General features: G+C 54.7%; 21 protein-coding genes and 1 other RNA gene. 14 read left to right on the forward strand and 8 right to left on the reverse strand.

Annotated elements, in window-relative coordinates; all coding sequences use genetic code 11:
• The first annotated feature begins 44 nt into the window (after positions 1–44).
• Positions 45–2,312 carry a DNA internalization-related competence protein ComEC/Rec2 gene (locus NM686_RS05100; protein WP_255186803.1) on the forward strand — a complete coding sequence of 756 codons (2,268 nt, stop codon included), beginning with the start codon at positions 45–47 and terminating at the stop codon, positions 2,310–2,312.
• 27 nt (positions 2,313–2,339) lie between these two features.
• On the opposite strand, the gene NM686_RS05105 is transcribed toward NM686_RS05100, so the two are convergent.
• Positions 2,340–4,073: an NAD-dependent malic enzyme gene (locus tag NM686_RS05105; RefSeq protein ID WP_255186804.1), complete on the reverse strand. Its 1,734-nt coding sequence runs from the start codon at positions 4,071–4,073 to the stop codon at positions 2,340–2,342.
• Between the two features lie 257 nt (positions 4,074–4,330).
• Positions 4,331–7,435, reverse strand: coding sequence for a bifunctional proline dehydrogenase/L-glutamate gamma-semialdehyde dehydrogenase PutA (putA, locus tag NM686_RS05110; protein WP_255186805.1), 3,105 nt, complete (start codon positions 7,433–7,435; stop codon positions 4,331–4,333).
• 308 nt (positions 7,436–7,743) lie between these two features.
• Between putA and NM686_RS05115 the strand changes: the two genes are divergently transcribed.
• The 3 genes from NM686_RS05115 to NM686_RS05125 are packed head-to-tail and all read left to right on the forward strand — an operon-like array spanning position 7,744 to position 10,610.
• Entirely contained in the window at positions 7,744–8,856 is a 1,113-nt protein-coding gene (locus tag NM686_RS05115; RefSeq protein WP_255186806.1) for a sensor histidine kinase, read from the forward strand.
• 3 nt (positions 8,857–8,859) lie between these two features.
• Positions 8,860–9,276 carry a response regulator gene (locus tag NM686_RS05120; RefSeq protein WP_255186807.1) on the forward strand — a complete coding sequence of 139 codons (417 nt, stop codon included), beginning with the start codon at positions 8,860–8,862 and terminating at the stop codon, positions 9,274–9,276.
• Positions 9,273–10,610 (forward strand): PAS domain-containing response regulator, encoded by a 1,338-nt coding sequence (locus NM686_RS05125; protein ID WP_255186808.1) that lies wholly within the window; start codon positions 9,273–9,275, stop codon positions 10,608–10,610. The genes NM686_RS05120 and NM686_RS05125 overlap by 4 nt, the downstream gene beginning before the upstream one ends.
• Positions 10,611–11,176: 566 nt before the next feature.
• Here the strand turns inward: NM686_RS05125 and NM686_RS05130 are convergent.
• Entirely contained in the window at positions 11,177–13,339 is a 2,163-nt protein-coding gene (locus NM686_RS05130; protein ID WP_255186809.1) for an Rne/Rng family ribonuclease, read from the reverse strand.
• 410 nt (positions 13,340–13,749) lie between these two features.
• Between NM686_RS05130 and rluC the strand changes: the two genes are divergently transcribed.
• From rluC to recR, 7 genes are all read left to right on the forward strand, one after another.
• A complete protein-coding gene (gene rluC, locus NM686_RS05135; protein WP_255186810.1) occupies positions 13,750–14,709 on the forward strand; it encodes a 23S rRNA pseudouridine(955/2504/2580) synthase RluC in 960 nt (319 codons plus the stop codon).
• Entirely contained in the window at positions 14,693–15,340 is a 648-nt protein-coding gene (locus tag NM686_RS05140; RefSeq protein WP_255186811.1) for an HAD-IA family hydrolase, read from the forward strand. Before rluC ends, NM686_RS05140 begins: the two co-directional genes overlap by 17 nt.
• 11 nt (positions 15,341–15,351) lie before the next feature.
• Positions 15,352–16,320, forward strand: a complete 969-nt coding sequence (gene sppA / locus NM686_RS05145; RefSeq protein ID WP_255186812.1) for a signal peptide peptidase SppA — start codon at positions 15,352–15,354, stop codon at positions 16,318–16,320.
• Positions 16,321–16,392: 72 nt separating this feature from the next.
• Positions 16,393–16,489: signal recognition particle sRNA small type (ffs, locus tag NM686_RS05150), an RNA gene on the forward strand.
• A gap of 33 nt (positions 16,490–16,522) precedes the next feature.
• The gene (dnaX, locus tag NM686_RS05155) at positions 16,523–18,166 is read left to right on the forward strand and encodes a DNA polymerase III subunit gamma/tau (protein WP_255186813.1); all 1,644 of its coding nucleotides are present in this window, start codon (positions 16,523–16,525) and stop codon (positions 18,164–18,166) included.
• 12 nt (positions 18,167–18,178) lie between these two features.
• Entirely contained in the window at positions 18,179–18,502 is a 324-nt protein-coding gene (locus tag NM686_RS05160; RefSeq protein ID WP_255186814.1) for a YbaB/EbfC family nucleoid-associated protein, read from the forward strand.
• A 2-nt stretch (positions 18,503–18,504) separates the two neighbouring features.
• On the forward strand, positions 18,505–19,101 hold the full coding sequence (recR, locus tag NM686_RS05165; RefSeq protein ID WP_255186815.1) for a recombination mediator RecR: 597 nt from the start codon (positions 18,505–18,507) through the stop codon (positions 19,099–19,101).
• A 72-nt stretch (positions 19,102–19,173) separates the two neighbouring features.
• On the opposite strand, the gene NM686_RS05170 is transcribed toward recR, so the two are convergent.
• A complete protein-coding gene (locus NM686_RS05170; RefSeq protein ID WP_255186816.1) occupies positions 19,174–19,956 on the reverse strand; it encodes an ATP-binding protein in 783 nt (260 codons plus the stop codon).
• A 101-nt stretch (positions 19,957–20,057) separates the two neighbouring features.
• Between NM686_RS05170 and NM686_RS05175 the strand changes: the two genes are divergently transcribed.
• Complete coding sequence (locus tag NM686_RS05175) at positions 20,058–21,197, forward strand: aminotransferase class V-fold PLP-dependent enzyme (protein ID WP_255186817.1); 1,140 nt, start codon at positions 20,058–20,060, stop codon at positions 21,195–21,197.
• Between the two features lie 79 nt (positions 21,198–21,276).
• On the opposite strand, the gene NM686_RS05180 is transcribed toward NM686_RS05175, so the two are convergent.
• The gene (locus NM686_RS05180; protein WP_255186818.1) at positions 21,277–21,963 is read right to left on the reverse strand and encodes a DUF2076 domain-containing protein; all 687 of its coding nucleotides are present in this window, start codon (positions 21,961–21,963) and stop codon (positions 21,277–21,279) included.
• Between the two features lie 39 nt (positions 21,964–22,002).
• A complete protein-coding gene (locus NM686_RS05185; protein WP_255186819.1) occupies positions 22,003–22,479 on the reverse strand; it encodes a hypothetical protein in 477 nt (158 codons plus the stop codon).
• A 384-nt stretch (positions 22,480–22,863) separates the two neighbouring features.
• Here NM686_RS05185 and NM686_RS05190 point away from each other — a divergent pair, with 384 nt between their 5' ends.
• Positions 22,864–23,340 carry a PEP-CTERM sorting domain-containing protein gene (locus tag NM686_RS05190; RefSeq protein ID WP_255186820.1) on the forward strand — a complete coding sequence of 159 codons (477 nt, stop codon included), beginning with the start codon at positions 22,864–22,866 and terminating at the stop codon, positions 23,338–23,340.
• Between the two features lie 78 nt (positions 23,341–23,418).
• The gene (locus NM686_RS05195; protein WP_255186821.1) at positions 23,419–23,847 is read left to right on the forward strand and encodes an RNA recognition motif domain-containing protein; all 429 of its coding nucleotides are present in this window, start codon (positions 23,419–23,421) and stop codon (positions 23,845–23,847) included.
• Between the two features lie 108 nt (positions 23,848–23,955).
• Here NM686_RS05195 and NM686_RS05200 read toward each other — a convergent pair whose 3' ends face one another.
• Positions 23,956–24,594, reverse strand: coding sequence for a response regulator (locus NM686_RS05200; protein ID WP_255186822.1), 639 nt, complete (start codon positions 24,592–24,594; stop codon positions 23,956–23,958).
• On the reverse strand, positions 24,594–26,342 hold the full coding sequence (locus NM686_RS05205) for a sensor histidine kinase (RefSeq protein ID WP_255186823.1): 1,749 nt from the start codon (positions 26,340–26,342) through the stop codon (positions 24,594–24,596). Before NM686_RS05205 ends, NM686_RS05200 begins: the two co-directional genes overlap by 1 nt.
• Positions 26,343–26,597: the final 255 nt, after the last annotated feature.

Here is a 26,597-nt window from a genome sequence, read left to right on the forward strand (position 1 = left end):
CATGGCGTAGTCGTTATGGTCGTGTGCACAGGGAAGACAAGACTATGTATCGCGCGGTTTTGACATTTTTGGCCGGTATCGCTTGGGTTCAACACTGGTCGCGCTTGCCAAGCGCCTGGGAATGGCTATTTCTCACGCTGTTGGCCGCCGCTTTTCATTATGCACGCTTTCGCCTGGGCTGGGTTTTAATACTGGGCGTGCTATGGGCTAGTTTGCATGCCGGCTGGCGGCTATCGGATCGCTTGGCCGGCGAGTGGCAGGGCAAGGATGTTCCGGTGCAGGGCTATATCGTCAGTTTGCCGCAGCGGCAGGAACAGAGAGTCAGTTTTGATTTTTATGTGACCGAATCCGCCGAAGGCATTCCGCGCAAATTACGCTTGAACTGGTATTCGCCCAAGCCCGCGCTGCGGGCCGGCCAGGCCTGGGCCTTGACCGTCAGGCTGAAACAGCCGCATGGACTCAGCAATCCCGGCGCTTTCGATTACGAGGCCTGGCTGTTTGCCAATCGGATAGGCGCCACGGGTTATGTGCGACCGGCACCGCCGCCATGGCCAATCAAACCGCCGTTGAGCATGGCTCGTTATCTGGCACAATGGCGGCAGGCGGTTTCGGATAAGCTGGATGCCGTGTCGCCGCATAGTCAATGGAACGGTGTGATCAAGGCCCTGACCATAGGCCGGCAAGATGAAATCTCCCGGCGGCAATGGGACGTTTTTCGTGCCAGCGGTATCGTGCATCTGGTGGTGATTTCCGGTTCGCATATCACCTTGATAGCCGGTTTGGTATTTTGGCTGACGAGGCGGCTTTGGGTTTGGCTTGGTATTCTCGGGGTGTCTCCGCAAACCGTGGCGGCCGCTAGCGCCTGGTTGGCCGCCGGCTTTTATGCCGGACTGGCAGGGTTTTCCATCCCTACCCAGCGTGCCATGTTGATGTTGACGGTGGGCTTATGCGCCATCGTCTTGCAGCGCAACATCGCGGCGATGCGCATATTGTTGCTGGCATTGCTGCTTGTGGTACTGTTCGATCCGTTGGCCTTGTTAGCGGTCGGTTTCTGGTTGTCTTTTGCGGCCGTGGCGATATTGATGTATGTTTCGTCGGCCAGATTGGGCCGGCCGCGTTACTGGCGTGACGCCGGCAAAGTGCATGTTGCGATGGCCATCGGTTTGTCGCCGTTATTGCTGGTGTTTTTTCAGCAAGTTTCGTTGATTTCGCCCGTGGCCAATGCCTTGGCGGTTCCGCTCGTCGGCTTGGTGATCACGCCCATGGCACTGCTGGCAGTGGCCTTGACATTCGTGTCGCCGGCGTTGGTTGCCGGGCTGCTATGGTCAATCGATAAACTCCTGCAGGCTTTGTGGTGGCTATTGCAGCAGATGGCGGCATGGCCCTTGGCGCAACTGGCCAGCCCGGAACCGCCGTGGTATGCCGTACTGATGTCGGCCATCGGCGCGGGATTGCTGCTGGCGCCCAAGGGCTTGCCGGGACGTTATCTAAGCCCGTTTTTGTTTTTGCCGCTGGCGTTCGTTTCCGTCGAAAAGCCCAAGCCGGGCGAGATTTGGCTGACCTTGCTCGATGTGGGGCAGGGTCTCAGCACCGTGGTGCAGACTTCGAATCATGTGCTGGTGTTCGATACCGGAGCCAAATATTCCGAACAATTCGACATGGGCGATGCGGTGCTGCTGCCGTATTTGCGCCATCAAGGCATAAACCGCATCGATGCGTTAGTGCTCAGTCACGATGAAAATGATCATAGCGGCGGCGCGGAGACGCTACTTGCCGAAATGCCGGTGACGGCGATTTATAGCAGTGCGGCCCATTGGACCGCACGCCCCGGCGGGCAATATTGCAGGGCTGGGCAGCGCTGGCAATGGGATGGCGTGGGGTTCAACGTGCTGTCGCCGACTGTCGACGGTTTTGCCTCTGAAAACGACAATTCCTGTGTGCTGAAAATCGGCGAAGTCAACGCGAGCTTCTTATTGACCGGCGACATCGAACACGACGCGGAACAATGGCTGGTTCGACGTTACGGTCCAGAATTGGCCAGTACGGTCATGATAGCGCCGCATCATGGCAGCAAGACTTCCTCGCATGACAATTTCTTGAGCCAAGTCGATCCCGAGCTGATTTTGATTCCGGCAGGTTACGCGAATCGTTTCGGCTTTCCTCATCCCCGCGTGTTGCAGCGTTATAAAGATAGACATATCCAAAGCCTGACGACAGGCGAGGACGGCGCGATCACGGTCAAAATTGCCGGCGAATCGGTGCAAGTCGAGCCATTCCGGCAAAGTCACAAGCGCTACTGGATGAGGCCATGAACTCACGCGGTGGCCAATGGCTTCTTGTCAAATGTCGGCGTCGTATTTGCACGGCAAATGTTTGGCCTGCCATAGATTCGCGCTGACATAGGCCTCCAGGTCGGTTTGATGCAAATCGGCGCGCGTGGCGCAGCCTTCTTCCAGCGCCTTGCCCAGCACACGCGTTGCCACGGCCAAACTGACCTTTTTCAGATCGGCCACCGGCGGATAAATCAGCCCCTTGTCGAGATAATGTTCGGCGACATAATCGGCCAGCGCATAGGCTGCTTCCGCTACCATGCCATCACTGATGCGGCTGCATTCGCCCAGCACCGCGGCGAAGCCGAGGCCTGGAAAAATGAAGGCGTTATTGCCCTGGCCGATGGGGTGGGTTTTGCCCGCGTAGACCACATCCGCAAAAGGACTGCCGGTTGCCACGATGGCACGGCCCTGTGACCATGCCAAAATCTCTTCTGGCGTAGCTTCGCAATTGGCAGTGGGATTGGACAGCGGAAATACGATAGGCCGGGCATGATGCTCGGCCATCGATTGGACCATCGCTTCGGTGAACAAGCCGGCAACGCCGGAAAGTCCCAATAACACGCTCGGTTTGACATGGGTGATCACTTCCTGCAACGTCGGCACGTGTCCGGGGGCTATGCCCCAGTCCCGATAGCTTTCCGGAGTATGGGCCAGCGGTAATTTGTAGGCATCGGTCGTGTAACTATCGACCACCAGGCCGCGGCCGTCGATCACGAAAATGCGTTGTCCAGCTTGCGCTTCGCTGAGCCCAGCGCGTATCAGGCCATCCTTGATGGCGCTGGCGACACCGATGCCCCCGGCGCCGGCGCCGGCAACCACGATGGTTTGCTCGGTCAACGATTCGCCGTTGATGCGGCAGGCCGACAACAAGCCCGCCAAGGCCACCGCGCCGGTGCCTTGAATGTCGTCGTTGAAGCTGGCGATCTGGTCGCGATAGCGCGCCAATACATCAAAGGCCACGTTTTTGGCGAAGTCTTCCCATTGAATGATGGCCTTGGGCCATTTACGCTTGACGGCAGCGACGAATTTATCCACCAGCTCGAAATAAGGCTCGCCTTGCAGGCGTTTCTGGCGTATGCCCAAATAATGCGGGTCTTCCAGCAAGGCTTCGCGGTTGGTGCCGACATCCAGATTGACCGGCAAGGTCTGAAACGGACACAGGCCGCCGCCGGCGGTGTACAGCGCCAGTTTACCGATACAGATCGCCAGGCCGCCCATGCCTTGATCGCCGATCCCGAGGATGGCCGAGGCGTCGGTGACGACCATCAGGCGAATGTCGTGCCAGGGATAATCATCCAATATCCTGTCGGCGTGGTCGATATTGTCGGCGGACAGCGTCAAGCCGCGCGCGGTCCGATAAAGTCCGCTGAATTGCTGAACCGCCAAGCCGATGGTCGGGGTATAAATGATGGGCACCATTTCGGTCAGATGCCTGTCCAGCATCGCGTAAAACAACACCTCGGAACGCTCCTGCATGGCCCGCAAAAACTGATATTTGGCCAGGTCGCTGGGCTGCCGTTGATAGGCGAGGTACAGCCTATCGACTTGTTCTTCGATATCGGTGATCAGTGGCGGCAGCAAGCCTTCGATGCCCAGGTCGATCCGCTCCTGCAGCGTAAACGCGGTGCCCTTGTTGGTGGCGGGAAGCCGCAGCAGCGTGACGCCGCGTATCGAAACCGCCATATAGGTGTTACCTTCCGCATCAACTCGATAATCGAAATAGTCGCTCAACTTTGCCATGACTGGTCCTTGAATGTGGTCTTAATAGTTCGCAGTTTATACGGCCACGGCAGGATTTAAAGTAATGGCAGCGAAGTTTTTTAAAATTTCTTCACTGCGATGCAGTCGAGCGGAGCTAAAAATGACATCAGGCTTCCCTGTTTCAGGAGTCAAACCAGTGTGCATGCTTGATATGCAGCATGACGGGCCGGTCTTTCCGCAGATCCAGGGCTTTGAGTCGCTCGTTGGGCATTTTCGCTCACGGCGGGGTTTGCCTTTTACCTCCGGCTCAATAGCCAGGGATTGCCGCCAATGGCGGCGATATTGACGCTTTGGGTCTGTTCGGTCGTGAATCGCTGCAAATAGTGGGGGCCGCCGGCTTTCGGGCCGGTGCCGGAAAGTCCCATGCCGCCGAAGGGTTGCGCGCCGACCACGGCGCCTATCATGTTACGGTTGACATAGACATTGCCGACTCGCGCATGCCGCTGCACGTATTGCACGGTGTCGTTGAGGCGAGTGTGCAAGCCCAGCGTCAAGCCGTAACCCGTGGCGTTGATGGCGTCAACCACTGGCTTCGGATCGTCGCCGCTATAACGGACGACATGCAATATCGGTCCGAATATTTCCTGTTTCAGCAGCGATAAACCGGGGATTTCGGCCAGGGTAGGGGGGAAGAAATTGCCATTCTTCAGGCTATCGTCCAGCGCCAATTGATACAGCAGTTTGGCGTGGTCTTGTAAATAGTCGATGTGGGCGAACAATGCCGCCAGGGCGCGTCGATCGATGACCGGGCCGACATCGGTCGTCGTCTCCAGGGGGGCGCCGACTCTCAGCAGCCGCATGGCTCCGATAAGACGGGCAATGATCTTGTCGGCCGTTTGTTCCGGCAGGAACAATACTCTTAGCGCCGAGCAACGTTGACCGGCGCTGTTGAAGGTCGATTGCAATACGTCGGCGACCAGTTGTTCTTCGTGGGCCGAGCTATCCGCTATCATGACGTTTTGACCGCCGGTTTCGGCGATCAGGGTGGCTATGGCGCCGGGACGCTCCGCCAGTTGCCGGTTGATCAATTGCGCCGTGCTGCTGGAGCCGGTAAAGGCAACGCCGGCGACGCGCGGGTCGCTCAACAGCAGTCCGCCGATTTGGTTTCCCTCGCCCGGCAAAAACTGCAACACCTGCTCCGGGAATCCTGCTTCATGCAGCAGACGGACACACAGCATCGCCGTCAACGAGGTTTGCAGCGCCGGCTTGGCGATCACGCTGTTGCCGCTGACCAAGGCCGCGGCGATCTGGCCGACGAAAATCGCCACCGGGAAATTCCACGGACTGATGCAGACGAAGACACCGCGACCGTACTGGCGCAAACGATTATCCTCGCCGGTCGGTCCCGGCAACCGGAGCGGCTGGTCAAATTGTTCGAGCGCGCAGGCGGCATAGTAGCGACACAAGTCCACGGCCTCCCGAATCTCGGCCAGGGCATCGCGCAAGGTACGACCGCCTTCCCGCATGCATAGCGACACCAGTTTCAAACGATGCTGCTCCAGTAAATCGGCGGCCTTATGCAAGCAAGCCGCCCGCGTTTCCACCGGACATAAACGCCAGTCGACGAAGGCTTGCTCCGCGTTTGCCAGAGCCCGGTCTACCGTTTGCGCATCGCAGACGACCACGTTGCCGACCAGCGCTGTGCGCTCGAACGGGCTAAATATGGCTAGCGCCGCTCCCGCTACCCTGCAGCCGGGGACTAGCGGCGCAGCATCCCATGTCTGCAGCGAAAGCTCGGCCAAGTCTTGCCGGCATTGTTCAAGCAGTTCCAGGTCCGCCAAGTTGAGGCCCCGCGAGTTTTGCCGTTGCGGCCTGAATATGTCGCGGGGCAATGCGACAGTGTCTGGGGCAGGTTGCTCCAATAGTTGCCGCGGATCGCGCGTCAAGTCGCACACAGGGATAGCCGGATTTTCCACCTGCTGCACGAAGGAGGCATTGGCGCCGTTTTCCAGCAAGCGTCTGACCAGGTAAGGCAGTAAATCTTGATGGCTGCCGATGGGAGCATATATCCGGCAGTTATAAGCCGGATGGCGTGATAACAGCTCATCGTATAGTGTCTCGCCCATGCCGTGCAGACGCTGGAACTCGAAACCAGGATGATCGTGCGCCCAGGTGGAAATGGCGGCGACGCTATGGGCGTTGTGGGTGGCAAATTGCGGATAAAAAGCCTTGCCATGCGACAGCATCAGTCGAGCACAGGCTAGATAGGAGACGTCCGTGGCGGCCTTGCGGGTAAAAACCGGGTAGTCTTCCCAGCCGTTTTCTTGTGCGCGTTTGATTTCGCTGTCCCAGTATGCTCCCTTTACCAAGCGAATCGGAATCGAGCTGTGCCGGCTTTCGGCCAGGGCCGCCAGCCAGCGCAACACGGGTAGGGCGCGCTTTTGATAAGCCTGTACGGCCAAACCTAGCCCGTGCCAGCCCCGCAAGCTGGCATGGCTCAATACTTTGGCGAAAATCCGTAAACTCATGTCCAGACGCTCGGCTTCCTCGGCATCGAGCGTCACGTTGATATTGGCGGCGCGGGCGCGTAGGCACAAGGTCAGCAATTTTTCGCTCAAGGCTTCGATCGCGTCGTGTTGCTGAAAGGCTTCGTAGCGCGGATACAACGCTGAAAGCTTGATCGAAATTCCTGGATTGGCGAACAGGTCGTTGCCGGCGACATCGCTCAGTGCTTCAATGGCCTGAGCATAGGCTTGATAATAACGCTCCGCGTCGTCTGTCGTCAGGGCCGCCTCGCCCAGCATGTCGAACGAATAGCGATACCCAGGGCGCGCCGTCGTGGCCGCCAGGGCGAGGTCGATGTTTTCGGCCAGCACGAAATGTTGGGCCAATTGCTGCATGGCTTGCTTGAGCGCCTGACGTATCAAGGGTTCCCCTAACCGTGTCAGCAATGCGCCCATTATAAGTTGGCCATTGGACCTCGCCTGTCGAATGCAGTCCTCCAGGCTGCCGCTCAGCGATAACGCGGCACTGGCCAGATTTACCCATAATGAATCGCTGTGTGACAAATGGCCATGCCAGGCGGTATCGGCCAGTTTTTCCCGCAGAAAACGGTTCTGGGTTTGTGCGTCCGGTATTCGTAGCAGCGCTTCGGCCATGCTCATCAGCACGATGCCTTCTTCGCTGCTGAGACTGTACTCTTGCAAAAACGCCGCGAAGACGGGTTTGTGCCGATTGCGGCTGCGTACCGCGTCAATCAGTCGGCTGGCCATGGCTTCGATTTCCTGCTGGTCGTAGCTGCCGAGCAGGCTACTTAGCGGTGCGAGGGCGTCCCGCTCGGACTGGAGAAAGGCAAGGTTTATCTGGCTGTATAGGCGGTCTACGGTGTTTGAATTCCTCATGGCGATCCCTCCTGTTCGGGTTTGCCAACACCGTCTACCATTTCTTGGCTTGCCGCGCCAGTCTCGATGTCGAACGATTTTAATTTTTCCTGGCACCGGACATCGCGGTCAAGTTATCCCAAGCCTGGCGTCCGCAGGTTATCTGTTCGGCCATGTGCTGGCGCGCCTCAGTGCGATTCAAGTGGCCTTGGCGAGGTGTGATTGAATCGACAGAGTTGCGTTTCGAGAGATGGGCTTTTTACGTTAAACTGCAGGCTTTGTTGTATTGCCGAATCGCCTTCCTATCAGAAGGCGGACGAATTTTTCCGATGACTACGATACCCGATATTCTGATCGACCATGACGCCAGCTGGCTGATGGATATTGCCGCGGACGCCATGCTGATCATAGGCGCCGATGGGCACGTCCTTAGGGCCAATCCTGCCGCGGCCCGTTTGTTTGGCTACACGCAAGACGAATTTGCCCGCTTGCTTATCGAAGGCTTGATTCCCCGGCGATTTCGGGCTACGCACGGCGATAAGCGTGCCCAATACGCCAAGCAGCCTGAAAGTCGGACGATGGGGGCTTTGCTCGATATTTACGCGTTACGCAAGGACGGCAGTGAATTTGCGGCCGATGTCAGCATCAGCCCCATCGAAGGCGGCCGAGTATTGGCCACTGTGTATGACATCACCGCGCGCAAACAGCTCGAGGCCGAGCAAAAACGGATGATTCATGAACTGGAAGTCGTCAATGAAGAACTGAAAAATTTTGCCTACGTGGTTTCGCACGATTTGAAGGCGCCACTGCGGGCCATTGGCTCGTTGGCCGATTGGATCGCTGCCGACCAGAAGGACCGCCTCGATGCCGACGGCCAGGAACATTTACGCTTGCTGATTCAGCGGGTCAGGCGCCTGGATGCCTTGATAGACGGTGTGTTGCGCTATTCCCGGATTGGACGCATCCATGAGGCGGTGACTGAAGTCGATCTCAACAAGTTGCTGGCAGAGGTGGTAGATATGTTGGCGCCACCCGCGGGGATAGCGATAACCCTGGCCCAAGGCTTGCCGGTCATCCTGGCGGAGAAGACCAGTATTCAGCAGGTTTTGCAGAACCTCATCGCCAATGCGATACGTTATCTGGACAAGCCGCAAGGCAGCATCGTGATCGATTGCGCCGACCAGGGCGATAACTGGCGCCTGAGCGTCAGCGACAACGGCCCAGGTATAGAGACGCGCCACTTCGAGCGCATCTTTCATTTATTCCAGACCTTGAATCCGCGTGATCGGGTCGAAAGTACCGGCGTGGGCCTGGCCATCGTCAAAAAGATAGTCGAGCAGTATGGCGGCCAGGTCTGGCTAGAGTCTACCGTGGGCCAAGGCAGCACTTTTTATTTCACCGTGCCCAAGGGCGCTACGCAACACCCTAAAAGCAATACATGAATCATGAGAGTTAAAAACAAGCCCATTTTACTGATCGAAGATGATAGCGTGGACGCGATGACCGTGCGACGCGCGATAAAAGAGCTGCATGTCAATAATCCGCTCGCGCATGTGGAAAACGGCGAGGAAGCCCTGGCCTATTTGCGGGACAACAGTCATGAACGTCCTTGCCTGATATTGCTTGACATCAACATGCCTGTCATGACTGGCATTGAATTCTTACAGGTGTTCAAAAACATTCCCGAACTGAAATGCATCCCCGTGGTTGCGCTCACTACCTCCGATGAGCAGCAAGACAAGGTGGAAAGTTTTGAGCTGGGCGTGGCTGGATACATGCGCAAACCGGTTGAATATAATCATTTCGTCGACATCATGCGTACCATAGACGCCTATTGGACCATCAGCGAGTCTCCCTTATGAATACCATGCAAAATAAACCCACCATTCGCTTGTTGCTGGTAGACGACGATCAGTTCGATCGCATGGCATGCAAGCGCGCGCTGACCCAAGCGCAGGATTGCGATTTCGTGCTGTTCGAAGCGGAAACGGCCAATCAAGGCCTCAAACTGGCCCGTTCCGAAGCGGTCGATTGCGTGTTGCTGGATTATCATCTGCCGGATTTGACCGGCGTGGAGTTTCTGGCGGAACTGGCGGAGGAATCGGGCGAACTGCCGATGCCAGTGGTCATGCTGACGGGCTCGGATAACGCGATGGTGGCGGTCGATGCGCTGAAGTTGGGCGCGCGCGATTACGTGGTCAAGGGTTCCGATGGAGATTCCCTGCAATGGCTGCCGGCGGTGGTATTGCGTGCGTTGCGGGAGCAACGGAACATTCAAGAGAAAATCGAGGCCGTCGAACAGTTGCGTGAGGCCGAGGCCAAGTACCGCACTTTGGTGGAGCAGATACCCGCCATTACTTACATTGCCTCGCTGGACAATCCGGGGGAACTGCTTTATGTCAGTCCGCAGATTCGGCAATTAGGCTTTCCAGCGGATTTTTGGCTGGGCGAGTCCGACGGTTTTCTGAAACAGGTCCATGCGGACGATAGGCAGCATGTGATCGAGGCTTATTCGACAACCTATCAACAGCAATCGGCGTTACGCTGCGAATATAGATTGCTCAAGCAAAATGGCCAGGTACGCTGGTTTTTGGACGAGGCCAACGTTGTTCGGGACGAGGCGCGCGGCGCATTATGCCTGCAGGGCGTGCTGGTCGATATCACAGCGGATAAGGAAATCGCGCAGGAGCTGCTCTATTATCGAAGACGTCTCGAAGAGCTGGTTGCCCAGCGTACTTCGGAGCTGGAAAAACAAAGCGCGATTCTGGAAGCGGCTAATGCCCGTATGGATAATGAGTTATGCGAGCGCAAGCGGGCGGAAGCCGCGTTACGCAAAAGCGAATCGCGCTTTCGGCTGTTGCTGGAGTCGGCCGGCGAGGGCATTATCGGAATGGATACCGTGGGGCGTTGTACCTTCGTCAATCGCACCGCGCTGGATATGTTGGGTTATTTACAGGAAGAGTTGCTGAATCAAGATACCTGCTCGACGATACATGTCGGCCATGCGGACGGATCGCCGGTGACAAGCGCGCAATGCGGAATCTACGATGCGTTTCGCAGTGGCAGTCCGCAGCGGACGCTGGAAAGGTTCCGGCGCAAGGACGGCAGTAATTTTGCGGTCGAATGCACGGCGCATCCGATGCAACTCGATGGCAAGGTGGTCGGTGCGGTGTTGATTTTTCGGGAAACCCGGTAGTCTGATATAGAAATGCCGATTAAGCTAACGCTCATGAAGGCTCGGTATCGCCCTGGCAGATGAAAGTTTCTGTAGGAGCGACGCCTTCGTCGCGACGACGGCGTCGCTCCCACGATGAGTTTCAGGGTAAAAACATCGATAGACCACGAAAAGCACGAAATACACGAAGGCAATTAATGGGGCATAGGATTTATGCCTTCAACCGTTGGGTGTCATTGTTTATGGTGATGACTGTTTGAGATTTTTCGTGCTCCCTAAAATGACAAACGCTGGTCGGCATCGAATGCTGTTGCGGCAACAACCAAGACTGCGCGCGATGAATTTGGGTTCGTCCGAGTCCTTCGACTTCACTCAGGAGAATCCTGTCGACGAAGGTCGGCGATGAAAAACCAGGGCTTCGATAGGCTTGGTCCGAACGGATGGAATATTTGGCGTGTCCCTGAATGACCTGTTGCTGGATTGGGTTTCGGAGTAAAAAGCTTTTGCTTTTTGCTGACTCAAACGGCGCAAGAACCCCCCGCCTTCACTCGCTAAGAAGTTGAAGGCGGGATGAATCTCGGCCTGGCTTAGTCTTCGGCTGCGGAGTGCGTTGGCTGAGATGACGATTCGCTTGATCTCGCCTCTTGTGGTTCCGACTCGACACGCTGCTTGCGTTCAGCGAACTCGCTGGCGTAAGGACGTGGCGCATTGTCGTTGGTGTTGTTTGCGGCGGGGGACTGATTATCACTGCCCTCGCTGCCTGTCTGTTCTTGTCTTCTGTCGCCGGTATTGCGCGGATTGCGGCGGCGATTGCGTCCACGGCGCGCGGGGCGTTCACCCGCGGGCTTGTTCTGCAAGGCTTCGTTGTTCTCAGCCGATTCGGGCGCTTGCTGAAGGTTTTCCTCGGTCGGAGCCGCTGTGTCAGTGCCTTGCGCCGGATTGAAGGTGCGTTTGTTGCCTCGGCGTGGGTTACGGCCGCCGGCGGGACGTTCCCGATCCCGATCTCGGTCGCGCCGTGCATTACGGCTGGATTTGGATTTGCCTTCGCTCTTTTTCTCGACTGATTCCGTTTTTTCTTCTACCTTGGCTTGTCCGATCAAGCGTTGCCAGAAGCGTTGGATCAGGCTGGTCGATGTCTTTTTGTTTTGCACTGGCGCGGGGGCGTCCGGCAAGAATTCCTTGACCGCGGCTCGTTCTGTTTTCGTTGATGCTTGTTTGGCAAATTCCGGCACGGTGATGTCGTCTTCCTTGATTTGCAGATGGCTCGGTTTTTCTTCCAGGCCTTCCAGCGATTTGATGCGCTCGATGTCGTAAGCCGGCGTTTCCAGGTGTTTGCTGGGCAGTACGACGATGTTGACTTTCAGCCTGGCTTCCAGTTCCTGAATGGAGGCCCGTTTTTCGTTCAACAAGAAGGTGGCGCAATCGATGGGCAAATGCGCGATGACGCGCTCGGTGCCTTTTTTCATCGCTTCTTCCTCGATCAAACGCAAGACGGCCAGCGTGACCGATTCCACGTTACGGATGGTCCCTTGGCCCTTGCAGCGCGGGCAGGTCAATTGGGTGGAGTCGCCCAGCGACGGACGCAGGCGCTGGCGTGACATTTCCATTAGGCCGAAACGCGAGATGCGGCCGGTCTGGATGCGGGCGCGGTCGATTTTCAAGGCGTCGCGCAGGCGGTTTTCCACTTCGCGCTGATTTTTGTTCGACATCATGTCGATGAAGTCGATCACGAACAGGCCGCCCAAGTCGCGCAAACGCAATTGGCGGGCGATTTCGTCGGCGGCTTCCAGATTGGTGTTCAGCGCGGTTTCCTCGATGTCGCTGCCCTTGGTGGCGCGCGCCGAGTTGATGTCGATCGAAGTCAGGGCCTCGGTATGGTCGATCACGATGGAGCCGCCGGACGGCAGCGATACTTCGCGTTTGTAAGCCATTTCGATCTGGGTTTCGATCTGATAACGGCTGAACAACGGTACGCTGTCCTGATACAGCTTGGCCTTGTGCAGGTTATGCGGCATCACCTGTTTCAGGAAATTGTGCACCAGTTTGTAGGCACCTTCCTGGTCGATCAGGATTTCGTCGATGTCGCCGCGCAAATGGTCGCGCAGGGCGCGAATGATGACGTTGCTTTCCTGGAAGATCAAAAAGGGCGCGGTTTGTTCGTGGCTGGAACGTTCGATGGCTTCCCACAGTTGCAGCAGGTAATTCAAGTCCCATTGCAATTCTTCGGCGCTCTTGTCGGAGCCGGCCGTGCGAATGATCAGGCCCATGCTGTCCGGGATTTCCAGCGCGGCCATGGTTTCTCGCAATTCGCTGCGGTTGTCGCCTTCGATGCGGCGGGAAATACCGCCAGCCTTGGGGTTGTTCGGCATCAGCACCAGATAGGTGCCGGCCAGGCTGATGTAGGTGGTGAGGGCGGCGCCTTTGTTGCCGCGTTCTTCCTTTTCGATTTGAACGACGATTTCCTGACCTTCGCGGATGCCGATTTTGTTGGCTTTTTCTTCCGCGTCGCTGACGTTGCGGTATTCAGGGGCAATTTCCTTGAACGGTAGAAAACCGTGTTTTTCGGCGCCGTAATTGACGAAGGCGGCTTCCAGGCTGGGTTCGACTCGGGTGATGATGCCCTTATAGATGTTGGATTTTTTTTGTTCTTTGGACGGAACTTCGATGTCAAAATCGTAAAGTTTTTGACCATCTACCAATGCCACTCGCAGCTCTTCGGGCTGCGTGGCGTTGATAAGCATTCTTTTCATTCAATTATCCTTGTTGTTATATGTATCCTACCGAAGAGCTATCAAACAGTTTATGTCGCGGAAGGCGGGCTAATCCCATCTATTCTTTTTCTTTAAAGGAGCGGCCAGGCTGGCTGAAAACGGCAATGGATGTTGTGTTTGGAGCAGCGAATTATCGGACTTGCCGAGATGGCGCTTGGATATTGGGCGATCTGTTTTTACTGAGCTCTTAGAGTTGGATGCAGTCGCTCATCATGGGTTGAGCGATAAAACCCGAAAAAATTCTTTTGCTTGGCGATGACGTCTGGCGCCGAGGCCATAAGGTATTTTTTATCAAGTCTATCTATAGATAAACTGGCCTAATATAGCAATGTTTGTCAGTGGCAGCAATTTTAAACATGGCTGTTGGAGAAATTGTTATCATTTGTGGCATGAAAACCGCATCCGAACAGAACAATCCACAAGTGCAATGGCTGGAAATCGGCGAAGCCAATTGCGAGCAACGACTCGATAATTTCCTCATCGGTTTCTTGAAAGGCGTACCCAAAACCCGTATTTACCGCATGGTTCGCAAGGGCGAGGTCAGGGTGAACAAAGGCCGGGTCGAGGTCAGTTACAAATTGGCGATGGGCGATATCGTCAGGATTCCGCCGGTGCGCGTGGCGGAAAAGCCGGATGACGTCATCGTGCAGCCCACCTTGAAATACAGTCTGGAGAACCACATTTTGTTCGAAGACGACGGTTTCATTGTCTTGAACAAGCCTGCCGGCTTTGCGGTGCATGGCGGTAGCGGTGTCAATTCCGGTGTGATCGAGGCTTTGCGGCAAATTCGGCCACAGCAAAAGTTTCTGGAATTGGTGCATAGATTGGACAAGGACACCTCCGGCTGTTTATTGATAGCGAAAAAACGCTCGGTCTTGAAAGTGTTGCATGAGATGTTTCGTGGCGATGGCATCCAGAAAACCTATCTGGCTTTGCTGGCCGGCCAATTCAAACGCAAAAAACAACTGGTCGACGTGCCGTTGCTGAAAAACGTCAGCCAGGGCGGCGAGCGCATGGTTACGGTCAGTCAGGCCGGTAAGGTGGCTGAAACCCTATTCACACGGTTGAAGACCTTTGAGGATGCGACATTGGTGCATGCGGCGCCGAAAACAGGACGCACTCATCAAATCCGCGTGCATGCGGCCTGGTTGGGGCATCCTATCGTCGGCGACGAACGCTACGGCGAAAACGAGGTCAACAAGGCTTTCAAAAAGCGTGGCTACAAGCGTTTGTTTTTACATGCCGAGCAATTGCGTTTTGCGCATCCCTTGACAGGCGTGCCACTGCACTTTGTCGCGCCTTTGCCCGCTGACTTACAAGCTCTGCTGGATCATGAAAAAACGCTTTGATGTGATCATATTCGATTGGGACGGCACCCTGGTCGACTCCATCGACTGGATCGTGCATTGCATACAACAAGCCGCGCTGCATCACGGTTGCCGGGTGCCTGATGCGCAGTCCGCCAAGGACATCATAGGCTTGAGCATCGAAAATGCGATCAAGACCTTGTTTCCGGACGAAGATGCCGAAACGCGCGCGAAACTGGCGTTTCATTACGGGCAGGGCTTTTTCTCCAGGCAAATCGGCCCGGACGATCTTTTTCCGGGGGTTCGCGACATGCTGCTTAGGCTCAGGCAAGACGGTTATCGCTTGGCGGTGGCTACCGGCAAAAAATCCAAGGGTTTGGCGCAAGCCATTGCCGGCACCGGTGTGGCGGATCTGTTTTGTACCACGCGTTGCGCGGATCAAACGGCGTCCAAGCCCGATCCATTGATGTTGACCGAAATCATCGCCGAACTGGGTGTTGACAAGCGGCGAGCGTTGATGGTGGGAGATTCGGTGCATGACCTGCAAATGGCGATAAACGCCGAAATTGACGCAATCGCCGTAACCTGTGGTGCGCATTCAGCAGTGACGCTGAAACAATATCGGCCCTTGTGTTGTCTATCGTCTGCAACTGAGTTGTTAGGAATCATCTAAGAGGTTTATATATGGAAAATCAACAACATTCGACTACATCCCATAATAATGCAGACGGTTGGGAAAAAGAGGTTTTGGAAAAGCTGGCGTTTTCGGCCATCGATGAGCAGAAAAGAGCCCGGCGCTGGGGGATTTTTTTCAAATTCCTGACCTTTGCCTATCTGGCGGTTGCATTGGCATTGGTGGTTTATCCGCGCTTCGAGGCGGATATCAGTGCCGGTAAGCCGCATGTGGCGGTGGTCGATGTGATGGGTATGATCGCCGAGGGCGAAGCGGCCAGTGCCGATAACATCATCCAGGGCTTGCGCGAGGCGATCGAAGACAAAAATACCTCCGGCGTCATTTTAAACATCAATTCACCGGGTGGCAGCGCCGTGCAGTCGGCCTATGTTTACCATGAAATTCGCCGGCAAAAAGCCCAGCATCCGGATATGCCGATTTATGCGGTCGTCAGCGATATGTGTGCGTCCGGTGGCTATTATATTGCGTCCGCCAGTGACAAAATCTATGTCAGTCCCGCCAGCATCATCGGTTCGATTGGTGTCGTGATGAACGGTTTTGGTTTTAGCAATGTGCTGGAAAAGCTGGGCGTGGAGCGCCGCTTATTGACGGCGGGCGAACATAAAGCCCTGCTCGACCCGTTTTCGCCGGTGAAGGAGCGGGAAACCAAGCATATGCAATCGTTGCTGGATCAGGTGCATCAGCAATTCATTAGCGCGGTGAAGCAGGCGCGCGGCGATCGCTTGAAGGAAACGCCGGAGATGTTTTCCGGCCTGGTCTGGACCGGCGAGGAGGGCGTAAAGCTCGGCTTGGCGGATGGCTTTGGCAGCATCGATTCGGTCGCCCGCGATGAGCTGGGTACGGAAAAGACCTTGAACTTCACGCCGCAAGAACGTTTGATCGATCGTTTGGCCGGTAAATTCGGCGCATCGTTCGGGCATGCGATCGGTACGATGGTTAAATCGATTAATTTTCAATAAAGGCTTGCCAAGCGCGTCGGATTTGGTCATAATGCGCGCTCTTCGGCAGACAGCCGATAATAATGGTTACCGTGTCGGTCCTCTCGCAACGATACGCTACGAACCCCGCCAGGTCCGGAAGGAAGCAACGGTAGTAGCGGATTCGTGTGCCGGGATGCGGCTGGCATGGTAACCGCCCATCTTTCCCCCGCCCGCGTCGCTAATGGCTTACCAGGTTCTTGCCAGAAAATGGCGTCCCAGCAACTTCACTCAGTTAGTCGGTCAGGAACACGTCAGTCAATCGCTGATACATGCCTTGCAGCATGACAGATTGCACCATGCTTATCTTTTCACCGGTACGCGTGGCGTAGGCAAGACCACCGTTGCCCGCATTCTGGCCAAGGCCATCAATTGCGAAAATCTGCAAGACAGCAACCCTTGCGGAAAATGCCAGGTTTGCCAGGATTTCGAACAGGGCCGCTTCATGGACTTGATCGAAGTCGATGCCGCCTCGCGCACCAAGGTCGAGGATACCCGCGATCTGCTCGACAATGCGCAATACGCTCCCAATCAAGGCCGCTACAAAGTCTATTTGATCGACGAAGTGCACATGCTGTCCGGGCACAGCTTCAATGCGCTGTTAAAAACCCTGGAAGAGCCGCCGCCGCACGTCAAATTCCTGCTGGCTACCACCGATCCGCACAAGATTCCGGTGACGGTGCTGTCGCGCTGTCTGCAATTCAATCTGAAACGTTTGCTGCCGGACCAGATTGAAAAGCAGATGAGTTTTATCCTGAACGAGGAGAAAATCGCCTTCGATCCCGCAGCCATCAAATTGTTGGCCAGGGCGGCCGACGGCAGCATGCGCGACGGCCTGAGTTTGCTGGATCAGGCCATCGTCTACGGTAGCGGTAGCGTCAATCTGGCGGATGTTGGCGGCATGCTCGGCACGGTCGCCCAGCAGCCGATAGACGATATTCTGCGCGCGCTGGCCGCGCAAGACGGTAAAGCCGTGCTGGCAAAAATTGCCGATGCGGCCGAGTTGACGCCGGATTTTGCCGATATTCTGCAACAAATACTGCGCATGTTGCATCGGGTGGCGTTATTGCAGCAACTGCCGGATTTTATCGATCAGGAATTCGATCAGCAATTTCTGCACGAACTGGCGCAGGCTCTTTCGCCGGAAGACGTGCAACTGTTCTATCAAATCGGCTTGATCGGGCAACGCGATTTGGAACTGGCGCCGGACCCGCGTAGCGGCTTCGAGATGGTGGTGCTCAGAATGCTGACGTTTCGTCCGCAAAACAGCGAAACGCCGGCCGTCCCCCAGGCCCGCGCCGCGGTACCCCAGCAGAAACCAGCGTCCGCCCCTGTTCGAACCGTTGAGCAAAAGTCGGCTATGACGCCGCCATCTGCGTCTGTATCGGTTCCCCATACTGCCGATAATCCCGTTGCCTCGCCGCCACCTGAGGCCGGCGCAGTGGCGGCTCAATCCGACAATTGGGGTGACATCATTGCCGCATTGAATATCGGCGGCCGTACCCGTGAATTGGCCAACAATTGCGTGCTGGATGGCATCGAAGATAACGTTTGCCGCTTGTTGATCGATCCCGGCTTTCAACGGGTGGGGGCGGTTGCCGAGGAAAAGTTGCGCGATGCCTTGCAAAAATATTTTGGCAAGCCTTTAAAACTGCAGATTACGCCGCAAATCATTCAGCAAATGACACCGGCGCTGGAAATGCAAAAAGCGCGCGAAGAACGGCAGCAGGCCGCCGTCGACGACATCAACAATGACCCCAATGCAAGGGCATTGAAGGAACAGTTTGACGCCAGGATCATGCCTGGCAGCATAGAACCGATCAACTAGATGGGAGAAATCATGAAAAACGCACTCGCTGGCATTATGCAGCAAGCCCAAAAAATGCAAGAAAACTTCAAAAAAGCCCAGGAAGAGCTGGAAGCCATGGAGGTGAAAGGCGAATCGGGCGGCGGATTGGTGACGATATTGATGACCGGAAAACGCGAGGTGCGTAAGGTCAATATCGATCCATCGCTGGTGGGCGACGACAAGGACATGCTGGAAGACCTGGTGGCGGCGGCGATCAACGATGCCGTGCATAAGGTCAACAAAATGAAGAAGGAAAAAATGGCCGACGTCACGTCCGGCATGCCGTTGCCGCCCGGGTTTCAAATGCCGTTTTAAGCATGCAGAACCCAGGTTTGCTGAAAGAGCTGATCCAGAGCCTGTGCTGTTTGCCTGGCGTTGGGCAAAAATCCGCGCAACGCATGGCGTTTCATTTGCTGCAGCGCAATCGTGACGGTGGCCGGCAGTTGAGCCGCGTTCTTTCGCAAGCCATGGACAACATCGGTTATTGCCGCGATTGCCGTACCCTGACCGAGGCCGAAGTCTGCGAGGTCTGTGCAAATCCGCAGCGCGACGATGCGGTGTTGTGCATCGTGGAAAGCGCGGCCGACGTCTGGGTGATCGATCAGGCCACCAGCTTCAAAGGCAAATATTTCGTGCTGCACGGACGCTTGTCGCCGCTGGACGGCATGGGCCCGGATCAACTCGGCATAGACTTGTTGGAGCAGCGTCTGGCCAGCGGTGTGATCAAGGAAATCATACTGGCGACGAACTCCACGATCGAAGGCCAGGCCACGGCTCATTTCATCGGCGAAATCGCCAACAAGTTCCATATTCGCGCCACCCGCATCGCTCACGGCGTGCCGATGGGCGGCGAACTGGAATTCATCGACAGCGGCACGCTGTCCCACGCATTCAACGACAGGCGGGAATTTTAACCGAGCGTTTCTCGTTTCCGCTAATCATGCCTGTTAGATAACAATCATCTCGTGGCCTGGACCTCTCTATTGTTACTGATCACCGGTATCAGGATAGTCGGCAGTACCGTAGGCATTGAAAAACTGCTTGGCCGTACGACCGTTTTTGCTGGCATGCAGATGGGCAAAATCCAGTGCCGCCTTGTGCAAGGCGCTCCGATCGCCGTTGAAATCGGCGAAATAACTGTCCACGATGTCCAGATAGGTTTGCGTGGGTTGCGGATAAAACGCTAGGCGTAAGCCAAAACGATCCGACAGCGAGATCTTTTCCTCGACGGTGTCGGAATAATGCACCTCGCCGTCGACCAACCGAGTGTCGAGATTGTCGCGCATCTGCTCAGGCAATAAATGTCGGCGATTCGAGGTGGCGTAGAATAATACATTGTCGGGTGGCAGCTCGATGGAGCCTTCCAGCACGCTCTTCAAAGGTTTATAGAGGCTGTCGCCGGCATCGAACGACAAGTCGTCGCAATAAATGATGAAGCGCTGCGGATGCTCGCGGATGTCGTCGACGATTTCCGGCAAGTACAATAGGTCGTGTTTATCGACTTCGACGATGCGTAAGCCACGGTCTTTGAAAGTATTCAACAGAGCTTTGACCAATGAGGATTTGCCGGTTCCGCGGGCGCCCCATAGCAGCGCATTGTTGGCCGGCAAGCCGGCCAGGAAGCGTTCGGTGTTGGCTATCAGCTGCTGTTTCTGCGATTCTATGCCCAGCAGTTGTTCCAGGCGGATGGGGTCGGTTTGTGTGACCGGGCGCAAGTAGGCCTGGCGTTGGCGCCAGATGGCCGCGTAAGTGGTGTTCCAGTCGATCATGGGTATCTTGCCGTGAAAAAATATGGCTGGATTGTAAGAGTTTTGCTCGATTCCACGCCAGTCATTCGTTGATGCAGTTATGTTTTCCAGGGAGTTAGTTTATGAATCACCCCGAATTTCCATTGAGCGAAGAACTGATTTATTTGAATCACGCCGCGGTCGGGCCCTGGCCCAAACGAACTCGCGATGCGGTGGTTCGCTTTGCCGAACAAAATTGCCGTTATGGCTCGCACTTTTATCCCGATTGGCTGCGGAAGGAAACCGAATTACGCCAACAGTTTCAGACGCTGATCAACGCGCCGTCGTTTGACGATATTGCATTGGTCAAAAATACTTCCGAGGCCTTGTCGTTCGTGGCTTATGGTTTGTCATGGCAAGCAGGCGACAATATCGTATCCAGCAACGAGGAATTTCCTTCGAACCGGCTGCCGTGGCAATCCTTGGCCGATCAAGGCGTCCAATTCCGCCAGGCCGATTTATCCAGCGCGGCTACGCCGGAGGATGCCTTGTTTGCGCTGGTCGACGAGCATACCCGCTTGCTGACGATCAGCTCGATTCAGTTCGCTTCCGGTATCCGGATGGACTTGGAGCGCATAGGTGAATTTTGCCGGCAGCGCGGGATCCTGTTCTGCATCGACGCGATTCAAAGCCTCGGGGCTGTCGAGTTTGACGTGCAGGCCTACAAGGCCGATTTCGTGATGGCCGACGGGCATAAATGGCTGTTTGGTCCTGAAGGTCTTGGAGTGTTTTATACCTCAGCGGAATCCAGGGACAAGCTGAAATTGACCCAATTCGGCTGGCACATGATGAAGGATACCCACAATTACGAAAACGAGCCTTGGGAAATGCATCCGTCGGCGCGGCGTTTCGAATGCGGCAGTCCCAATATGCTGGGTATTCATGCGTTGTCGGCCAGTTTGTCCTTGTTATTGGAAATCGGCATGGAATCCATCGAGGCGCAAGTGATAGAGCGTGCCGAGCATCTAAAAGCCGCCATCGCTGCCAAGGACGACTTGGTTTTATTGTCCCGGCGGCAAAGCCGGCTGCAGTCCGGCATTGTCGTTTTCAAGCACAGGACGCTTGCTAGCGACGTGTTATACCGGCATTTGCAGAAAAACGGCGTGGTGTGCGCGCCGCGCGGAGGCGGCATCCGGTTTTCGCCGCATTTTTATAATACCTTTGAGGAGATCGATCGCGCTGTGCATCTTGCGTCGACGGCTGCATCGGCTGGCCGGGATTAGGGCGAGCTCCAACGAATCTTATACCCCTATATTACCTTGGCAGGTCGGGTTACGGTCTGGTCGTAACCCGACGATGGGCCTAAATCCAGTCTGATTCCGAACCGCCATCATCAAAGAAACCTTCACTGTCGTCGCTGGCGAGAAAAGGGTTGTAGTCGGCATGCTGGACGGCTTGGTCGGCGTCACCGTAATAATTGTTGATGACGGTTTGCTCGGCGGGCTGTGGTTCGGCGGCATGTTGCTCACCACCCGTTTGCGCCTGCGATGGCGAAGGCGAGTGATGGTTGCCTAACAGGTTGTTTATGCCTTGAAACAGAAACGAACCCGCAACGACACCGGCGGCCGTGGTCGCGACATTGCCGAGAAAACTGGAACCCATGCCGGACGCCTGATTTTGCGGGGCGGCTTGCGCAAGATTCATATTGCCCGGCACGGCTCGGGGCGGCATTTGATAGTTGGAGGCGCCGGGTACGCGATTGTCTGCCGCTGAAGCGGTCGCCCAGGGGTTGTCGTTCAGGAAGCCAGTGGCCGATGTTGCGGTTTGCTGCTGTTTTAACTGGTCTTGTAGCTCTGATATCCGAGATTGAGCCGCGAGGAGCGCCCGATCTTGCAACAGGCAGCGTTGCACCAACAGATAAGCGGCATCGGGTTGACGCGTGATGGCATCGCGGATCAAGGCTTCGGCTTCTGAATCCTTTGCCGTCAGTTTGACGTCGGTCAATTGTTGCAAAAATTGGTTGAGTTGATCTCGTTCCTGTGGGTTCATGCTGTCATCTCTCTAGGCGAAAAAAAGCATCATCGATGATCAGTCGGTTAATTGCTGTTTTGACTGAATCGCGCCGTGTCCATTCAAGAACACTTTCCAGTTTTTTCCATCGGCCGTCAGGTAAATTTCATATTCTTCGCCAGTACCATTGGGATTTGCGATCAATTCGGCTTTTTGGATGCTGTATCCCGGAAATTCTTTTTTTAGGGTGGCTATGACCGGCGGAAAAATATCGTTGTGATTTTCCACCGTCACTTCGTTGGTGAATAAATGGTCTTTGTCATTGAACAATTCCATTACTTCCTGGCCGCTTTCATCCTTGAAGCGGACTTCCAACAATTTTTGGCCGAAGTGCGTTTCATAGCTTGCTTGCAAGCCTTGCGCCTGCGGATGGCGTTTCAAGATATTGCTGCTGACTTTTTCGGGGATGTTTGCCGTTGCGGATGGTTCAGCGTGCGTTGTGAACGCGACGGTCAAGGCTATGACACCCAGCGTTGATGCTAAGAATTTCTGCATGGTTTCCTCTTTGTTAGTCATTGAAATTGCCGATCTGATCTAAAGCCTTTTGGCTGTTATCGGAAAAATTTTGTGCGCCCTTGCTTAAAGGCAAATTAAAAATTATGCCATGAGCGGGCCTGTCAAGGGCAATCGATATTTTTCTCCCCCGAGCGAGGGCCCGGAAGCCGTCGGGGTTCTATATCTAAAGTTTAGAAAAATATACCCGGCGATAAATAGTCGGGAGTGTTCCGGCGCTGGATAATTTACTCATATACCGAGTTCAGTCCTTTACGCCTTTGCGTGTCAGGTTTTGCAAGAGCAACGATCCGCAAGTATAAGCAGTAAACCCGAGCTGAATGACTACTTCGGGCTATAGGTAAAATTTTCGCGTTGGAGGTGCTCATGTTTAAGAAAAAATTGCTCGTGTTAACGTTGATTACACTGGGTTTATCGATGATCACTACCGCGGTTGTCGCCAAGACAAACGGCAACAGTAACAGCGGTGGCTTCAACAACGGCAGCGGCAATAACGGCAACAATGGTGGTGCCAACAACGGCAGCGGCAATAACGGCAACAATGGTGGAACCAACAACGGCAGCGGCAATAACGGCAACAATGGTGGTACCAACAACGGCAGTGGCAATAACGGCAACAATGGCGGTACCGACAACAGTGGTGTCGATGAATTAGATCTGGGTAATCAAGCTTTGAATGATGTCACTGATGCTGCTGTCGTTCCGCAAACTGAGTCGTTACCATCCGGCATCGTCGTGGAGGATCAACGTCCAGCCGGCAGCGTTCCTGAACCCGGTACATTTCTGCTGTTGGGGCTAGGCGGGCTTGCGATGAGATTGCGGGGCCGAAGAACGAATCAATAGTTTGTCCAACCGGATCAAGTCAGGGTATCGCAACCTTAACCTGCTGGTGGGTCTACATGTATTGAATGGAGCACATTCATGTATATGATTGTTAAAAATTTGCCGAAATCGATCAATATCGATGAGTTGGCGGATGGGCTGCAGTCACTTTTGAAAGGCGGTCTGTTCCACAAAAAAGGCCAGATCAAGGCGATCAAGATGATTGCGCTGGTCAATAAGGAAAGACGTATCATCGAAAGGCATGCCTTGGTGCGTCTTTGCTCCGAATCTGCAAGGCTAAGATTGATCAAGGCTTTCAATGGATCGGAGTATAAAAAACACTTGCAAATTGGGGATGATTCCAGCAATTGTCCCAAAGAATTAACGGCCTCTAATTTTGTTGTCAGAAGCTGGCGTAACGATCGCCGGCAGTCGTCAGAGGTCGAGTCACGTAAAAGAAATCACAGACAGCAGGAAAGGCGGCGGCCCGATTTGTCAGTCTATCCTTTGCTGGAAAAAACCTTTTGAGCGGAATGCAGTGCTCGACGGGAACTTAGACATGGAGGATTTCGAATCGATTCCCTTCAAAATCTCTCTGGAGGGGGTTTCGCGGGAAAGGCCATTTCGACAAGTTTTTTAGCCCAATCCTTTTTCGCGGGCATAAAGACATAATTCCAGCCGGCTTTTAATCCCCAGCTTTTCGTACACATTGTGCAGGTGAACCTTGACGGTGCCTTCGCTGATGAAGCAGTGATCGGCGATTTGTTTGTTGCTGTAGCCGTTTGCAACGAGTTCGACCAGATTCATTTCCCGTGCGGTCAAGATCTGTTTGAGTTGCCGTTGATCCGCTTCTTGCTTTTGCCATCGCGCCAAAGCGGCTAGCACATTATCTGCATCCAGCCATTTGCCGCCGGCGTGCACCTTGCGCACGCATTTTAGCAATGTCTCCGGCGCGGCTTCTTTCAGAACCACGCCCTGCGCGCCTAGCTGAATGGCCTTGGAGATTTCGTTTTCGTCTACACCAGCAGTCAAAACGATTACCTTGATTGGAGTCTCCAATTTCCGTAGGGCTTGCAGGACACTGATGCCGTCCAGTTTGGGCATGCGCAGATCCAGCAGCAATATCTCGGGCTGAGTTTCTGTGACGCTTTGCAAGGCCGCTTCTCCGTCAGTGCAACAGGCCAGCACCTCAATGTCCGGTTCGTTGGCAAACAATTGCATCAGGCCATTGAGTACCAGAGGGTGATCATCTGCCAATACTAATTGGATGGGCATCAGGTTTGCTCCGTGGCAGCGTTGAAATTCGGCAAGGGAGCCGACAAGACCGAGGTTGTCGGCAGGCTGATAAGCAATTTGACATAACCTCTATGCGACTGGATCGTCAAGGTTCCTCCCAGGGCGCGTGTTCTGTCCATGAGGCTTTTAGGGCCAAGGCCAGTGGCGCTTAATTTGGCTAGATCATAACAGCCGGTAAAGGGGAAACCTATGCCATTGTCGTTGATTTCGATGTTGATCGAGGCTCGTGAGATGTTCAATTGGACCCGCGCTTGCGTGGCATCGGCATGGCGCGCGCTATTGATCAAGGCTTCGCGTATCAAATGATAAAAGTCTTCCAGGCAGTTGAGTCGGATCGGCAGCAGTCTTGGCTCGATTGCAATGCTCACCTGCAAATTCCATTGTTGTTCTATGATGTGGGCGATTTCTTGCAGGCGCCGATCAAGATCGGCAAAAGTGTTCGGATAACCGGTGTCGCTAGGTTTTAGCTGTTGGATAAATTGGCGTAGATGGCGTTGTTCTGCCTGAATCAACAGTCCCAGGTTTTCTAGCGCGTCCTGCGCGGCTGGCGGGTCCTTTCCCGCGAGGTGCTCGATATTTTTGACTTGCAGCGCAATGCCCGTTAGCGTTTGCAATACGCCATCGTGCAGGTCGCGGGCCATCTTGATGCGTTCCTCGATGGCAGTGGTTTTCTGTTGCAGCAAATGCAAGTAAAACTGATCTATTCGGGTCGCAATTTGTTGAGCCGCCAGAATGCCTAAACTCAGGTCGTCCAGGTTTAATGCGGGTTTATCGAGTAACAGCAGATAACCCCGAAAGGTTTGGCCTTTCAGGGATAGGCCAATCACCGCTTGAATAGCATGTTTTGCTATCAATAAGGGATCGATGCCGGGGCCGGCTCGATACGCCAGGCCCGACGGTGACATGCAAAGCATCCGGCTGTTTGGAGCGCCAATGTTTTTGCTGAGAAAATGGCAGTCGGCCAAGGTTGGGGCGATACAGGCCTGATAGGCGGACGGTTCGAGCTTTTGCCAATAAAGGTGATCGGATTCCCATAAGGCCAAATAGTTGTGCGGCTCTTCAAACTCTTCCCATAGCATCAGGATGCGGGGTGTTTCCAATAGGTCGACGGCATAGGCCAGGATTTCGCGAACGAATACATGCAAATCTGTATCGGATGGCAACTGCAGAGGCCATTGGCTGAGCTTGTTGAGTTCTTGCCGCAGTTGGTGTTCGTAGGTAGTGAGATTGATCAGTAGTAACGCCACGATGGTCAGGTGAACGTTGCGGATAATGAAGCGGTTGAGTTCAAATCCGCCGTCGGCGTGGTGCATTTCAAATTCCAAAAAGCTACCGGAAGCCAACAGAAGGCATAGAAAAGCCAGCGCCGACCATAAAATGCCGATTTTTTGCCAGCGCAATGCCGCGGCCAATAAGGCAAAAATGAAATAACTGAAAAACGGGCTGGTCGAACCTTGCGTGATTGTGACCAACAGCGAATAAAGACAGACGTCGATGATGTGGCTGAAAAGCCCTATCTGCCTGATCTTTAGCGGCAACCATAACAAGACAGGGAGCAGGCAGGCGGCATAAATAAAATAAACCTGGAGAATGCGGAAGGTAGCAGAAGCCGTGGCCTCCGGTTCCAGGGGGTCTAACCATATCGCCAGCAATGAAAACGCCGCCAGCACTATTCTGCTGAGGATGATGATGCGCTCGGTGCGAGTCAGCGGCGATAGAGTCTGCATGGAAGGACGGCTCGGTGCGGGGAAAGCATTATAGGGTCAGGTAAAATCCATCGCCAAGCTCTATATATCGTCCAAGACGGAATGCTGGTGAGGGCTTTATGCTTTGGTCGGGCAGGGGATCATTCAGGAAAGTGGAAACCGGTTCAAATTTGTTCTTCACTTGATGTCGAAATGAGCGTTATTATTTGTTGAAAATCTTAGTAAGTCGTTTGTTCACGATTTGAGCAGCGGCGTCGTAATCCAGCCATGTTGAAT

The organism is Methylomonas rapida (genome assembly GCF_024360925.2).
Taxonomy (GTDB): Bacteria; Pseudomonadota; Gammaproteobacteria; order Methylococcales; family Methylomonadaceae; genus Methylomonas; species Methylomonas rapida.